This is a genomic window from Streptomyces antarcticus, from assembly GCF_026627255.1.
Lineage (GTDB): Bacteria > Actinomycetota > Actinomycetes > Streptomycetales > Streptomycetaceae > Streptomyces > Streptomyces antarcticus.
Genome location: NZ_JAPNLM010000040.1, coordinates 36,942 through 51,087, shown reverse-complemented (window position 1 = coordinate 51,087; position 14,146 = coordinate 36,942). Strand labels below are relative to the sequence as shown.

13 protein-coding genes are annotated in these 14,146 nt (G+C 73.5%); 10 read left to right on the top strand and 3 right to left on the bottom strand.

All coding sequences use genetic code 11. The annotated features are described in order from the left end of the window. Positions 1-86 precede the first annotated feature (86 nt). The 7 genes from OTB16_RS35675 (at position 87) to OTB16_RS35645 (ending at position 5,960) form a co-directional block, all read left to right on the top strand. Positions 87-1,130 carry a hypothetical protein gene (locus OTB16_RS35675; protein ID WP_267726636.1) on the top strand — a complete coding sequence of 348 codons (1,044 nt, stop codon included), beginning with the start codon at positions 87-89 and terminating at the stop codon, positions 1,128-1,130. Beyond that, positions 1,123-1,974 (top strand): tryptophan synthase subunit alpha, encoded by an 852-nt coding sequence (gene trpA, locus OTB16_RS35670; RefSeq protein WP_267726634.1) that lies wholly within the window; start codon positions 1,123-1,125, stop codon positions 1,972-1,974. Before OTB16_RS35675 ends, trpA begins: the two co-directional genes overlap by 8 nt. A gap of 85 nt (positions 1,975-2,059) precedes the next feature. Continuing rightward, a complete protein-coding gene (locus OTB16_RS35665) occupies positions 2,060-2,434 on the top strand; it encodes an ectoine synthase (RefSeq protein WP_030390275.1) in 375 nt (124 codons plus the stop codon). Between the two features lie 64 nt (positions 2,435-2,498). Then, entirely contained in the window at positions 2,499-3,644 is a 1,146-nt protein-coding gene (locus OTB16_RS35660; protein ID WP_267726630.1) for an acyl-CoA dehydrogenase family protein, read from the top strand. Beyond that, positions 3,641-4,378, top strand: coding sequence for a phosphoribosylanthranilate isomerase (locus tag OTB16_RS35655; protein ID WP_267726628.1), 738 nt, complete (start codon positions 3,641-3,643; stop codon positions 4,376-4,378). The genes OTB16_RS35660 and OTB16_RS35655 overlap by 4 nt, the downstream gene beginning before the upstream one ends. Beyond that, positions 4,375-5,097: a beta/alpha barrel domain-containing protein gene (locus tag OTB16_RS35650; protein WP_267726626.1), complete on the top strand. Its 723-nt coding sequence runs from the start codon at positions 4,375-4,377 to the stop codon at positions 5,095-5,097. The genes OTB16_RS35655 and OTB16_RS35650 overlap by 4 nt, the downstream gene beginning before the upstream one ends. Beyond that, complete coding sequence (locus tag OTB16_RS35645) at positions 5,094-5,960, top strand: alpha/beta hydrolase (RefSeq protein ID WP_267726625.1); 867 nt, start codon at positions 5,094-5,096, stop codon at positions 5,958-5,960. Before OTB16_RS35650 ends, OTB16_RS35645 begins: the two co-directional genes overlap by 4 nt. A 55-nt stretch (positions 5,961-6,015) precedes the next feature. On the opposite strand, the gene OTB16_RS35640 is transcribed toward OTB16_RS35645, so the two are convergent. The 3 genes from OTB16_RS35640 to OTB16_RS35630 form a co-directional block, all read right to left on the bottom strand. Then, positions 6,016-6,651 (bottom strand): DUF6875 domain-containing protein, encoded by a 636-nt coding sequence (locus OTB16_RS35640; protein WP_267726623.1) that lies wholly within the window; start codon positions 6,649-6,651, stop codon positions 6,016-6,018. Beyond that, positions 6,648-7,265, bottom strand: a complete 618-nt coding sequence (locus OTB16_RS35635) for a hypothetical protein (protein ID WP_267726621.1) — start codon at positions 7,263-7,265, stop codon at positions 6,648-6,650. Before OTB16_RS35635 ends, OTB16_RS35640 begins: the two co-directional genes overlap by 4 nt. Before the next feature lie 293 nt (positions 7,266-7,558). After that, positions 7,559-8,962: a pyridoxal phosphate-dependent decarboxylase family protein gene (locus tag OTB16_RS35630; RefSeq protein WP_420717869.1), complete on the bottom strand. Its 1,404-nt coding sequence runs from the start codon at positions 8,960-8,962 to the stop codon at positions 7,559-7,561. Positions 8,963-9,228: 266 nt separating this feature from the next. On the opposite strand from OTB16_RS35630, the gene OTB16_RS35625 reads away from it, so the two are divergent. From OTB16_RS35625 to metK, 3 genes are all read left to right on the top strand, one after another. Beyond that, complete coding sequence (locus OTB16_RS35625; protein ID WP_267726619.1) at positions 9,229-10,704, top strand: multicopper oxidase family protein; 1,476 nt, start codon at positions 9,229-9,231, stop codon at positions 10,702-10,704. Positions 10,705-11,417: 713 nt separating this feature from the next. After that, a complete protein-coding gene (locus tag OTB16_RS35620) occupies positions 11,418-12,764 on the top strand; it encodes a hypothetical protein (RefSeq protein ID WP_267726617.1) in 1,347 nt (448 codons plus the stop codon). 77 nt (positions 12,765-12,841) lie between these two features. Continuing rightward, a complete protein-coding gene (metK, locus tag OTB16_RS35615) occupies positions 12,842-14,065 on the top strand; it encodes a methionine adenosyltransferase (RefSeq protein ID WP_267726615.1) in 1,224 nt (407 codons plus the stop codon). Positions 14,066-14,146 lie beyond the last annotated feature (81 nt).

Genomic DNA, 14,146 nt, shown 5'->3' with positions numbered 1-14,146 from the left:
CACCAGGACCGCCAGGCCCCCCGGCACCACCGCACCACCCCGCCCACCACCGCACCATCCCGACGCAGACGAGACGGAGACCGACCGTGCACGACGCACTCACCACCCTGCTGGAACAGCAGGCCCCGGTCGGCCGGGAGGCCTGGCGGTCCTGGTGGGACCAGCTCGGCGACGGCACCCTCGACCGGGCCCAGGTCCTCGCCCTGCTGGCCTCCCTGACCAGCCGCCTGCCCGACCACCAGACCCTGCGCAACCTCCTGGACTCCCTCGCCGAGCGCAGGCCCGCCCCGGCGGCCACCACCCCCTGGGAGCACACCGTCAACGTCGTCGGCACCGGCGGCGGACCCCGGACCTTCAACATCTCCACCGCCTCGGCGTTCGTCGCCGCGGCCGCCGGCGTCAAAGTCGTCAAGACCGGCTCCCGCGCCTACACCAGCTCCCTCGGCTCCGTCGACCTCCTGGAACGGCTCGGCATCCGCCTCACCTCCTCCCACACCCACACCGAGGACACCCTCGCCGCCCACGGCATCGCCTTCGCCGGACCGTACGTCTACCCCGCCCAGCTCACCCGCCTCGCACGCACCACAGCGCCGCTGAGCATGAAGCCCTTCGGCCGGTTCCTCAACGCACTGGGCCCCTTCCTCGCCGACCTGCCCGTCTCCGCCCAGATCACCGGAGTCTCCGCGGCCGCCCCCCTCGACACCCTGCGCGAGCTCGCCTCGACCACCACCACCCGCCGCGTCTGGCTCGCCACCAACGACACCGGAGCCGACGAACTCCTGCCCTTCGCCACCAACACCATCCACACCGACACCGGCCTCACCCGCACCATCCGCCCCGGCGAACTCACCCCCGCCGACGGCTCCTTCGGCGACCTGCGGCCCGCCCCCGACCCCGCCGGCGCCGCCGCGCACTTCCTCTCCGTCCTGGCCGGCACCGCCGGCCGGGTCGCCACCCGCACCGTCAGCCTCGGCGCCGCCGCCCTCATCGTCGCGGCCGGCACCCGCCGCGACTGGCCCTCCGCCGTCTCACTCGCCGAGGACGCCGTCCGCTCCGGCGCCGCCCACGACCTCGCCCGCCGCCTCGCCGCCGCCCCGGCCCCCCGCACCCTGGCGGCAGCCCGTGCCTGACACCACCGCCCCCACCGCCACCCGGGCCCCCGCCCCCTTCTTCACCCGGCGCACCCCCGGCCAGGGACCCGGACTCGCCCTCTTCCTCAACGCCGGCGACCCGCCCCTGCCCGTCCTGCGCGACCTGGTCCTCATGCTCGACCAGGAGAAGGTCGACTGCCTCGAACTCGCCGTCCCCTTCCCCGACTCCGTCACCGACGGCCCCGTCATCCAGCGCTCGGCACGCCGCGCCCTGGACCGCGGCGGCGCCGGCCTGGACGACGTACTCGCCTTCATCGCCGACGTACGCCCCCACCTGGCCCACCTGCGGATCGCCCTCCTCGCCGACTGGAGCCACTCCCTCAAACACCGCGACCTCGCCGACGCCACCCGCGACATCGCCGCCGCCGGCGCCGACGGACTCCTCATCCACGCCCTGCCCCCACGGCTGCGCCAGAGCCACCTGGAGACCGCCGCCGCCGCCGGACTGCCCGTCGTCACCACCTGCTACACCAAGAGCCCGCCCGGCACCCAGGCCCAGGCCGCCGCACACGCCTCCGCCTACCTCTACCTCGTCGCCCACTACGGACGCAGCGGCACCGCACCCGCCGCCGGCCACGCCGCGCTCGCCCAGGCCGTCACCGCACTGCGGGCCCACACCGCCTCCCCGATCGCCGTCGGCTTCGGGGTCAGCACACGGCAGGACGTCCAGGCCGTCGGCGCCGCCGGCGCCGACGCCGCGATCATCGGCTCCGCCGCCGTCGCCGCCGTCGAACGCGCCCAGGAAGCCGGACACGACGTGACCGAAGCCTTCCGCGCCTTCGTCCGCTCGGTCCTGCCCCCCACACCGCACCACCCCTCCTGACCCACCCGCACCCACCCGCACCGCCCAGGAGCTCCACCCCTCATCCGGAAACAACCGCGCACCACCCTCACACCGGGAGACCGCCATGATCGTTCGCGACATCGAGTCCGTGAAGACCGTCGAGTGGGGCAACGGCCTCAGCCGCCGCTTCCTCCTCGCCGAAGACGGCCTGGGCTACTCGCTCACCGACACCACCGTCCTGGCCGGCACCAAGTCCCGCCTGGAGTACGTCAACCACCTCGAGGCCTGCTACTGCATCGAGGGCTCCGGCGAGGTCATCGAACTCGACGGCACCTCCCACGAGATAGTCCCGGGCCGCATGTACGCCCTCGACCAGCACGACGCCCACTACCTCGTCGCCAGCCCCCACGAGGACCTGCGCCTGGTCTGCGTCTTCTCGCCGGCCCTGCGCGGCGACGAGGTCCACAGCCTCGACGCCCACAGCTCCTCCGCCTACTGAGCCACCCCACCCCCGGCGCCCCGGCGCCGCCATCCCGCCAGCAACCGACTCAAAGGGGTCCGTCGTGATCCGTTGGAACGCCGACCAGGCAGATCTGCGCGAAGGCCTGGAGCGGTGGGGAGACGCACTCAGCGCAGACCACATCGAACTCGACGAGCAGTCCGCCTTCTCCGAGGACAAGTGGAAGCTCGTCCAGAAGACCGGAATCCTCTCCCTGCCCTTCCACGAGGACTACGGAGGCCTCGGGCAGTCCCTCCTCACCACCATGTACGTCCTGGAAGGCCTCGGCGAGTACAACCGCGACGCCGGCCTGAGCTTCTCCGTCACCACCTCCATCTGCTCCACCGGCATCCCCATCCAGCAGTTCGGCACCGTCGAACAGAAAGAGCGCTACCTGCCCCAGATCTGCTCCGGCGAGGCCATCGGCGCCCACGCCATCACCGAGGCCGAAGGCGGATCCGACGCCATGGCCATGACCACCAGGGCCGTCCGAGACGGAGACGACTTCGTCATCAACGGCAGCAAGGTCTTCGTCACCAACGGACCGGTCGCCGACGTCATCGTCCTCTACGCCCGCACCCACCCGGACGGAGGCCCCCTGGGCACCACCGCCTTCCTGGTGGACCGCAACACCCCCGGAGTGAGCGCCGGCCGCCCCATCAAGAAGATGGGACTGCGGACCTCACCCCTGAGCGAACTGTTCTTCGACGACGTACGGGTCCCCAGGACCGCCGTCCTGGGCCGCGTCGGAGGCGGATTCCTCGTCCTGGACCACGTGATGAAACGGGAGATCCTCCTCTCCTTCATCGTCAACGTGGGCGAGATGCAGCACCGGCTGGAACGGTGCGTCGACTACGCGAAGACCCGCAAGTCCTTCGGAAAGGCGATCGGTTCGTACCAGACGATCGCCAACAAGATCGTCGACACGAAGATCCAGCTGGAAACCGCCCGCAAATGGCTCTACGACACCGGCGAGAAACTGGAAGCCGGCGAGAACATCACCGCCGACCTCGCCATCGCCAAGATCGTCACCAGCGAGTCCAACCTCGCCACCAGCCTCACCGCCGTACAGATCTTCGGCGGCCACGGCTACATGTCGGAGTCCGGCCTGGAACAGGACGTGCGCAACGCCGTCGGCGGCACGATCTACTCCGGATCGAACGAGATCCAGTACAACCGCATCGCCTCGATGCTGGGACTGGGCAAGTGAGCACACACCCCCTGTCCCGGACACTGCTGAAGGTCTGCGGGGCCACCACCCCCCACGACATCGAGGCGGCGGCGGCCGCCGGGGCGGACTGCGTCGGCCTCTGGCACGGCGTACCCGGCGGCCCGTCCGAGCTGGAACCGAACGCGGTCGCCGCCCTCGCGGCGGCGGCCCGTTCGGCCGGCCTCCTGCCGGTCCTGGTGACCTTCCTGTCCGACGCCGCAGCCCTCGCCCACCTCGTGCGGGCCACCGGCGCCGGCTGGGTCCAACTCCACGCCTACCAGCCCCCCGCCACCGTCCGGGCCCTGCGCGAAGCCCTCCCGCCGGACGTCGGCATCGTCAAGGTCCTCCACGTCCAGGAAGACGGCAGCTGCGTGGAACGCCCCCTGATCGGCGCCTACGACCGCGCCGGCACCGACCTCTTCCTCCTCGACACCGCCACCGGCGACGGCCGCATCGGCAGCACCGGCCGCACCCTGGACCCGGCCCGCCTGGCCGCCCTCCTGCCCCGCCTGACCCGCCCCTTCCTCCTGGCCGGCGGCCTCACCCCCACCCACCGCCCCGCCTACGAGGACATCGTGCGCCACCCCGGCTACCGCGGCATCGACGTCGACACCGCCGCCCGCGACCACACCACCGGCGCCTTCGGCACCCCCGAGATCACCGCCCTCGCCCGCGCCTGGCGCACCGCCACCGCCCCCACCCCCGACCACCCCCCGCTGGAGCTGTCGCGATGACCAAGCAGAACCGGACCGGCTTCCCTTTTCTCGAGGCCCTCCTGGCCTCCCCGGCCCCCGTGGTGATGGAAGTCAAACGACGCGACGCCCACGGCTACGACATGCTCGGCGGCCGCACCCCCGCCGCGATCATCGGCGCCTACGAAACCGCCGGCGCCCCTTGCGTCTCCGTCGTCACCGGCCGCTGGTTCGGCGGCTCACCCGCCCTCCTGCGCGACGTCGCCGCCCTCACCGGCCTTCCGATCCTCCAGAAGGACTTCATCACCCGCAAGGACCAGATACACACCGCCCGCGAACTCGGCGCCTCCGCCGTCCTGCTCACCGCCGCCCTCCTGCCCGCGTCCAGCATGCGCACCCTGGTCACCGAATGCCTCCGCACCGGCCTGACCCCCTTCGTCGAGATCACCCAGGAATCCGAACTCGACTCCCTCCACCACCCCCAGGAGTGCGTGATCGCCGTCAACAACAAGGACATCAAGACCCGCGAACGCGGCGCCGGCGACCTCGGCCGCTCCCTGGACCTCCTCCCCGCCCTCCAGGCCGCGGGCACCGCCTGCCCCGTCAGCGCCAGCGGCATCGACAGCCCCGAAACCGCCGCCGGACTCCTCGACGCCGGCTTCCGCGGCCTCCTCGTCGGCACCTCCCTGCTGCGCACCGGATCACCCGCCCAGTGGGTCGACGCGATGGCGGGCGCCCGCCGAGGGCTGGCCGTACGGTGACCCGCCCCCCCACCGTCCGCCCCCACACGCTCCACGCGGCGGGCATCGAACTGTCGGCGCTCCTGGCCCTCCCCGGGACCACCCCGCCCCGCTCCACCATCCTGGCGATCCACGGCCGCGGCATGCGGGCCGCGTACTGGAACTCCTTCATCCCCCTCGCCACCGCCGCCGGCCACGCCGTCCTGGCCGTGGACCGCCCCGGCTACGGCGCCTCCGCCGGCCACCTGCCCGAAGGCCAGACCCTCGCCGAGCAGGCCGAAACCCTCCACGCCGCCCTCAAGGAACACGCCCGCACCCACGACACCGGCGCCGGCTTCCACCTCCTGGGCCACTCCGACGGCGGCAAGGTCGCCCTGCACACCGCCGCGACCGCCGGCGGCGCCGTACCCCTGCTGGGCCTGGACACCTCCGGCACCGGCTACCAGTACGACCCCCAGGCCCTGCACTTCCCCTCGACCCTGGGCGGCGGCGCCACCAAACTCAACTGGGGCCCCCTGCACCTCTACCCCCGCGGCACCTTCCAGGCCAGCCGCGCCCTCCTCGCCCCCACCCCGCCCCGCGAATCGGCGGAAACCATCCACTGGCCCCGCCAGTTCGAAACCCTCGCCCCCGACGTCCGCATCCCCGTCCGCCTCACCTTCGCCGAACACGAAGCCTGGTGGCACCTGGACGACACCACCCTGACGGCGATGACCTCCCGCCTCACCCGCTCCCCGTCCGTCACCGTCGACCACCTCCCCGCCGCCGGCCACAACATCAGCCTGGGCCACACCGCCGACACCTACCACCAGCGCGCCCTGGCCTTCCTGGACGCCTGCCTCCCGCCCGCCACGACGGCCCGGCTGGCCCCCCGACACAACTGACCGCACCCCGTGGAGCGGGTGCGGTCAGCCGTAGGTCACCGGGCCGGGGGAGCGGTCAGACCGCCACCACCCGGCTCACCAGCTGGTCCCGGATCCGCGAGGGGATCCCCGGAGCGAAACGCTGCAGGTAGTGGTCCAGATGCGAGTCGTCACCCACCAGGAACGGGAGGTCGAACACCAGCAGCTTGCGGACCGCCAGCAGCGGCAGCGGCGCCCGCAGCGGCCGGAACGCCTCGTTGTACAGGCCCGGCTCCTCACACACCGGATGGAACTGGCCGATCATCAGCCCCTCCGCGACGAACTCGTCCTTCGCCTTGCGCTGCAGCTCGTCCAGCTCCACCGAGTCCGTCGGATCGAAACCCGGCAGGACCAGCAGGATCGTCAGCAGCTCGCGGTCCTCCGGCGACAAGGGCTCCGACAACGCCGCGTGGCGGGTCCGCAGCGAGTCGACCGCCAGCGCCAGGTTGTCGCAGTCCGCGGACGGCAGCGCCAGATGGAACAGCTCCTTGCGCAGCGAGGGCTGGGTGTACGGGCACACCGGGCCGGTGCGGCCCAGCTCGGGGTGGCTGGACACCAGGAAGTCCCGGCTCCACAGCAGCACCTGTAACAGCGGGCCCAGGGCGTCGGCCGGGACTTCGCCCCGGGCCACCTCGCCGGTGGTCCAGGACCGGATCAGGTCGTCGCCCCTCATCGGGGATCCCTCCACATCGGTCGAAGAACGGGCCCGCCGCCGGGCAGGGCAAGGTCCCCGCCCAGCCGGCCGAAACCGGCCCGCAGGGTCGCGGCCTCACCACCCGGCGAGCTGGCCTCGGTGTACAGGCCGACACCCTCGGCGTCCGCACGGGCCGCCATCACGCCCAGCAGCCCGGACATCAGACCGGACTGCTGGCGGCCGGCGCGGACCGCCCCGAACGAGACGTAGTAGTGCGGGTCGTGCGGGTGGGCCTGCGCCTGGAGGGCGGCGATGGTCCGCAGCCCCTCCACGTACCCGCCCAGGGACGCGGCGAACGCCGCGTCCAGGGCGGCCTCGTCGGGCTCCGCGCCGGGCGGCAGGAACAGCAGCACCGCATCGCCGTCGGGGCTGGTGAGGACCCCGTCGTAGGAGGCGGACAGTTCGACGAACACCCGGAAGAACCCCGGCAGCAGCTCGGCTCTGCGGTGCTCGTCGGGGATCATCCAGCGGGTCAGCGCGTCCTCCTGGAAGGAGGACGCGAGAAGGGCGCACAGGCGGGTGACGTCCTCCCGGCCCAGCCGGCTCGCGGCGGGCGGGTCGGTCGGCGTCGGGGGCGGCGCGGTCGGGGACAAGGCAGGACCTCCGGGTCACAGGGCGAGAGACGGCAAAGGGAAAGCGGAACGGAAACGGACAAGGGGAGCGGGGGCGAGGGGAGTCCAGGGGGAGCGGGGGAGAACAGGGCGCGGAACGGGGGAAAGCCAGGGGTGCCGGGACAGGAGTCGGGAACGGAAGCCGGAAGCCGGAAGAGACGACGGCCGGGAGGTAACGGGGCGGGAGTATCGCGACGGGAGTATCGCGACGGGAGGTATCCGCGACGGGGGGCGGGACAGGGGAGCCGGCCCAGGAACCGGGAACCGGGACAGGCTCAGGCCGGCGTACCGCCCAGCGCGCCCAGCGCGGCCAGCTCCGCCACCCGGGCGTGCAGCACCGGCAGGTAGTGCTCCGACTCCGGCTTGATCAGGACACTGCGCACCACCCGCGCCGCCTCCGCGTCCCGCACCACATCCGGATGCCGCGCCGCGAACGCGTCCGCGTCCGCCCGCAGCACGCTCAGGAACACCGGATCCGACTCCGCCGTCATCCCGTCGCGCAGCAGCCGGTCCGAGGCCGCGTCGATCGCGGACAGCGAACCGCCGGCCGTCACCGGGAAGTACGTCACGATGTCCAGGTCCGGCCGCTGGTACAGCTCCAGCGACTCCGAGGCCTCCAGCAGGTCCGCCCACCGCAGCGCGGCCCGCCGGTTCGCGGCCAGGATCCGCCCGAAGCCGTCCACCGTCAGCGGCAGCAGCTGCAGCGTCAGCCACAGCCCGGCCGCCGCCGCACCCGCCCGCGAGCACTCCAGGCTGATCTCGCCCAGGTGCAGCTCCGCATCGGTGAAGTACGTGTACGGCGAATCGTGCGCGAAGTGCCGCCCGGCCCGCGGATCGGGAAACAGCACCGCCCCGCAGCCGTAGGGCTGCAACCCCTGTTTGTGCGGGTCCACCACCACCGAGTCGCACTCGGCGATCGCCCGCCACGGGGCCGCGTCCAGGCCGTCGGCACCCGCCCGGCCCAGGATCGCGTAGAACCCCCCGTAAGCCGCGTCGACGTGCACCCGCGCCCCGTACCGGCGCGCCAGCGCCAGCACCTCGTGCACCGGGTCCACCGCCCCCAGCCCCGTCGTGCCGGTGGTGACCACCACCGTGCCGATCCGCCCGCCCCGCAGCGCACCCTCCAGCGCGCCCAGGTCGATCCGGCCGCGGGCGTCCGCCGGGATCCGGTGGCCCTCCATGCCCAGCACATGGCACATCCGCTCGTGCGTGTAGTGGCACTCGGAGCTGTAGGCGACACCCCGGTCCGGGTGCAGCTGCCGGGCCACGTACAGGGCCTCCAGGTTCGCCATCGTGCCGCTCGTCGTCAGGTGCCCGACGTGCGACGCGAGACCGAACATGCCGGCCAGCTCCGCGACCGCCTCCCGCTCCATCTCCGTGGTCGCGGGCCCGCCCTCGGCGGCATGGTTGTTCGGGTTGAACAGCATCGCGGTGAGATAGCCGGTGACGGCCGCCGGATGCGGCGGCTTGACCATCTGTCCGGCGTAACGCGGGTGAAAGAACGGATAGTTGTGGTCCATCCGCTTCGCCAGACGGTCGAAGGCCTCGGTGAACGCCTCCGGCCGCACCCGGTGCGCCTCATGGGACTCGTACGGGCCGAACTGCCCGCCCCACCGCTCCGCCACCCCCAGCGCGCGCGGCAGCCAGTCGCGTAAATCGTGCAGGTCGTGCAGGTCCACGGCAGCCTCCCCAGCACCGCCCGGGGGCGGCGCGAGTCGCGCGTACGCGGTCGTACGTACGCACGAGGAGCGTTGCCCAGCCCCCGCAAGGCCCGCGCAACGCCGGGCCCGCGCACACCATCCCGCCTCGAGCGCTGCGCAAGCCGCGTCTGGTGCACTCGCGGCGCGACACCCGCGTGGAGCCGTCCACCGCCGGCCGCCCGCGGCGCCGGCCCGCCCCGGGCGCCCGCGCGCACCCATCCCACCCCTTCCCAGGAGGACACCCCATGGTCACCAGACGCAGCCTGCTCAGCGGCGCCATCGCCGCGACCGGCGCGGGTCTGCTCACCACCGGCGGGCTGACGCCGCTGCTCAGCACCCGCTCCGCGCAGGCCACCGCCCCCGCCCCCGCCCCCTCCGGGACGAAACCGGTCACCGTCCCGCCGCCGTTCACCGTACGCATGCCCCTCACCCCGGTCCTCGCCCCGATATCCACCCTGGGCGGCCAGGACACGTACGCCGTCACCATCAAGGAAGTGGCCCGGGAGATCCTCCCCGGAGCACAGACCAAGGTCCTCACCTACGACGGCCACTTCCCCGGACCGGTCCTGCGCGCCCGCAGCGGCCGCAAGGTCGTCATCCGTCACCGCAACACCCTCACCATGCCCGTCTCGGTCCACCTGCACGGCGGCAACGTCTCACCCGAGAACGACGGCGGCCCGATGGACACCTTCGCGCCCAACACCTCGCGCACCTACACCTACCCCAACCAGCAGGATGGCGCCGGCCTCTGGTTCCACGACCACGCCCACCACATGGAGTCCGAACACGTCTTCCGCGGCCTGTCCGCGACCTACCTCCTCTCCGACGACACCGACCGGTCCCTGCCGCTGCCGGCCGGCCAGTACGAGGTCCCCATCGCCCTGCGCGACGCCCGCTTCGACGAGAGCGGACAGCTCGTCTACGTCATGGACGACGTCTTCGGCCGCACCACCGTCCTCGCCAACGGCCGCCCGAGCCCCTACTTCGAGGTCGCCGCCCGCAAGTACCGCTTCCGCCTCCTGAACTCCTCCAACATGCGCTTCTTCCAGCTCCGCCTCGCCGACGGCGGCCCCCTCACCCAGATCGGCACCGACGGCGGGCTCCTCGAGCGCCCCTTCACCACCGACACCGTCGGCCTGTCCCCGGCCGAACGCGCCGACGTGATCATCGACTTCTCCCGCTACCCGGTCGGCACGAAGATCGTCCTGGAGAACACCCTGGGCCCCGGCACACCCGACCAGGTCGGCAAGGTCCTGCGCTTCGACGTCGTACGCACCGCCCCCGACCCCAGCCGGATACCGGGCCACCTGCGGACCCTGCCGGCCCTGCGCCCGGCCACCGTCCAGCGCAACATCGTCCTGAGCATGGACGAGGACGGCCGCCAGGAGCCGCGGGGGTTCATGGACGGCCAGGTGTGGGACTACCAGCGCATCGACCAGACCGTCGCGCACGGCAGCTCGGAGATCTGGACCGTCACCAACACCAACAAGCTCGCCCCGCACAACTTCCACATGCACCTCGTCCAGTTCCGCGTCCTGGAACGCAACGGCGCCCCCGCGGGACCGGCCGAATCCGGGCCGAAGGACACCGTGCGCCTCTTCCCCGGCGAGAGCGTCAAACTGCACGCCACCTTCGACACCTACCGCGGGACCTACGTCTACCACTGCCATCTGCTGGACCACTCGGCGATGGGCATGATGGCGAACTTCCGCATCCGCTGACCGCGCCCGCGGCCGCGACGGCAGCCGGCCGGGGGACCGGCGGGCGGGCCGGCGGGGGCGGGGGAGGGGCCCGCCCCCGCTCGACGCGCGCTCAAGGACGAGCCGAGGAACGAACGGAAGGATCCTCGACAACAGACCATGTCCGGCCGTGTCCCCCACGAGTCCCCGCATGAGTTTGAGCACCAGCGCACAGCCCTTCCGCTCCGCACCACGACCCCAGGAGGCAGGCCAGGCCAGGCCCCGCCCCGCCCGCCCCGAACCCCGCGCGCCGCCGCAGCGTTGGACCAGTCCTCAAGCGGGTTTCCGGCCGTCCTCGGGCACCGGACGCGATCATCGGGGACACCGGGGCGCACGCGCGGCGGCAGCCGTCCCCGCCGACACCCGAGGACACCACCACAAACCCACGAGCCCCAGCCCGCAAGCCCCAGCCCACGAGCCCACAACGCGCAGCCCACAAGCCCTAGCCCACACCGGGCAGCCCACAGCCTCAGCCCACACGGGCAGCCCACACGGGCAGCCCACGCGGGGCCCCACACCGGGTAGCCCACACGGGGCAGCCCACAGCCTCAGCCCACACAGCCTCAGCCCACACGGGGCAGCCCCCGCCGGGCAGCCCCGCAAACCCCAACCCACAACGCGTAGCCCACAAGCCCCAGCCCACAAGAAGCCCACAGCCCCAGCCCCGGACACCGAAAGGGAAGAGGAGGGAAGCGATGGCCGCCACCGTGGCCATGACCGTGGTCGTCACCCCCGGCCCCCCGCCCTCCCTGGACCTCCACGGCACCCTCACCCCCGCCGCGCTCAGGGCCGCCCCCGCCACCCTCCCGCCGTGCACACCGACCCTGCACCGGCACACCCCGTACCACCACACCCTCACCCTGCCCCCGCCGCCCTTCCCCGCGGGCCACCTGTCCGACCTGCTGACCGGCGCCGCCGCCGGACACCCCCGGCCGCGCACCGCGGAACACCCGCCGCACCCCGCCCGCCGCCGCCCCACAGGCCCCGGACCGCACCCCGCACTGCCCGCCGCCCCCCATCAACGCCACGCACCACTGGACGCGATGACCCGCCCCGGCGCCGGACCGCACGCGGAACAGCTCCACTGGCGCTGGCACGGACCGCTGTCCCCGGAGCCGGTGCCCGGCCCCGCCGCGGGCACCGGCCCGGTCCCGGATTCCGGAGGCCGAGGGCCCGCCCCCGCCGCGGGCACCGCCGGAGTCTCCCCCCAGAGCCCCGCCGCAGGCGGCCCGGCAGGCGGCCCGGCAGGCGGCACCGCCGTCCCCGACTCCCTCACCGCCTTCGAAGCCCACGCACCCGCCCGGCCCGACGGCGACCCCGTCCACGCCGGGCTCGCCGCCGGAGGCGTACGCGTCGGACCCGCCGAGGCCCTCGCCGCGCACACCACGCTGCCGTTCGCCGTCACGGCGCACCACGACGCCGGCGGCGGACTCGTCCTCACCGCCGTCCACGACCGGGCCCGCGTCACCGGCGCCGGCGCCGGCGCCGACGCCGACGAGACCCTCGCCCAGACCGCCCGCATACTGCGCGAACTGCCCTCCGCCGCACGGGAACCCGCCGCCGTCGGCGACGCCCTGGCCCTCCTCGGCGGCGCCGGCCCCGCACTCCGCGCCACCCGGCCCGCGGCCCGTACGCCGCGCGTCCTGCGCGCCGCCGCCCGCGCCGGGGCCGGCACGGTCTGCCTGCTCCCGCCGCCCGAGGCACCCCCCGGCTGCCCCGACGCGCTCGCCGTGGCCCACCCGGGCCCGCAGGCGCCGGCCACCCTGCGGCCCCCCGCCGACGTGCGGACCGCGTCGGCCGCGCTCCGGCCCGCCCTGGCCCGCGGCGAACCGCTGCCGCCCGTCGGGTTCACCGGCGCCGGCACCCTCGCCTGCGAAGTCGCCGAACGCATCGCCTCGCACGGCCGGCACCCGCCCCTCGTCGTGACCGGCGCCGCCACCCCCGCCACCGCCGGCGGACCCGATCCGGTCCGGGCCCCGGCCCCGGTCCCGGCCCTGGCCCCGGAGACGGCCGCGGCCGCGGCCGCCACCGCCCGGCCCTGACCGACAACCCGCCCGACCTGCCCGACCCGACCACCCCGCCCACCCCGACGACCCGTCCACCAACCACCAGGAGTGACATGTCCCGCCGCCTGTTCACCTCGGAGTCCGTGACCGAGGGCCACCCCGACAAGATCGCCGACCAGATCAGCGACACGATCCTCGACGCGCTCCTCACCGAGGACCCGACCTCCCGGGTGGCCGTGGAGACCCTCATCACCACCGGTCTCGTCCACATAGCCGGCGAGGTCACCACCAAGGCCTACGCGCCCATCGCCCAGCTCGTCCGCGCCAAGATCCTCGAGATCGGCTACGACTCCTCCACCAAGGGCTTCGACGGCGCCTCCTGTGGCGTGTCGGTGTCCATCGGCGCGCAGTCCCCGGACATCGCGCAGGGCGTCGACACCGCCTACGAGAAGCGCGTCGAAGGCACCGAAGGCGACGAGGAGAGCGACGCCCTCGACCAGCAGGGCGCCGGCGACCAGGGTCTGATGTTCGGCTACGCCTGCGACGAGACCCCCGAACTCATGCCGCTCCCCATCCACCTCGCGCACCGGCTCGCCCGCCGCCTCTCCGAGGTCCGCAAGGACGGTACCGTCCCCTACCTGCGCCCCGACGGCAAGACCCAGGTCACCATCGAGTACGACGGCGACCGGGCCGTCCGCCTGGACACCGTCGTCGTCTCCACGCAGCACGCCGCCGACATCGACCTGGACGCGCTGCTGACCCCGGACATCCGGGAGATCGTCGTCGAACACACGCTGCGCCGCCTCGCGGAGGACGGCATCAAGCTGGAGACCGAGGGCTACCGCCTGCTGGTGAACCCGACCGGCCGCTTCGAGATCGGCGGCCCGATGGGCGACGCCGGCCTCACCGGCCGCAAGATCATCATCGACACCTACGGCGGCATGGCCCGCCACGGCGGCGGCGCCTTCTCCGGCAAGGACCCCTCCAAGGTCGACCGCTCCGCCGCCTACGCGATGCGCTGGGTCGCCAAGAACGTCGTCGCCGCCGGTCTCGCCACCCGCTGCGAGGTCCAGGTCGCCTACGCCATCGGCAAGGCCGAACCGGTCGGCCTGTTCGTCGAGACCTTCGGCACCCACACCGTGCCCACCGAGCACATCGAGCGGGCCATCACCGAGGTCTTCGACCTCCGCCCCGCCGCGATCATCCGCGACCTCGACCTGCTCCGCCCGATCTACGCCCAGACCGCCGCCTACGGCCACTTCGGCCGCGAACTCCCCGACTTCACCTGGGAGCGCACCGACCGCGCCGAACGCCTCAGGACCGCCGCCAGCGCCTGACGCCGGCCCGCCCCGCGGCCCCGGCCCGCTCCACTCTGCTCCACGCTGCCCCGCTCCACTCCGCCCCGCCGACATCAGTCC

Coding starts and splice junctions, on each gene's coding strand:
- OTB16_RS35650 (WP_267726626.1), top strand. CDS start 4,375: ATGACCAAGCAGAACCGGACCGGCTTCCCTTTTCTCGAGGCCCTCCTG.
- metK (WP_267726615.1), top strand. CDS start 12,842: ATGTCCCGCCGCCTGTTCACCTCGGAGTCCGTGACCGAGGGCCACCCC.
- OTB16_RS35665 (WP_030390275.1), top strand. CDS start 2,060: ATGATCGTTCGCGACATCGAGTCCGTGAAGACCGTCGAGTGGGGCAAC.
- OTB16_RS35640 (WP_267726623.1), bottom strand. CDS start 6,651: ATGAGGGGCGACGACCTGATCCGGTCCTGGACCACCGGCGAGGTGGCC.
- OTB16_RS35625 (WP_267726619.1), top strand. CDS start 9,229: ATGGTCACCAGACGCAGCCTGCTCAGCGGCGCCATCGCCGCGACCGGC.
- OTB16_RS35620 (WP_267726617.1), top strand. CDS start 11,418: ATGGCCGCCACCGTGGCCATGACCGTGGTCGTCACCCCCGGCCCCCCG.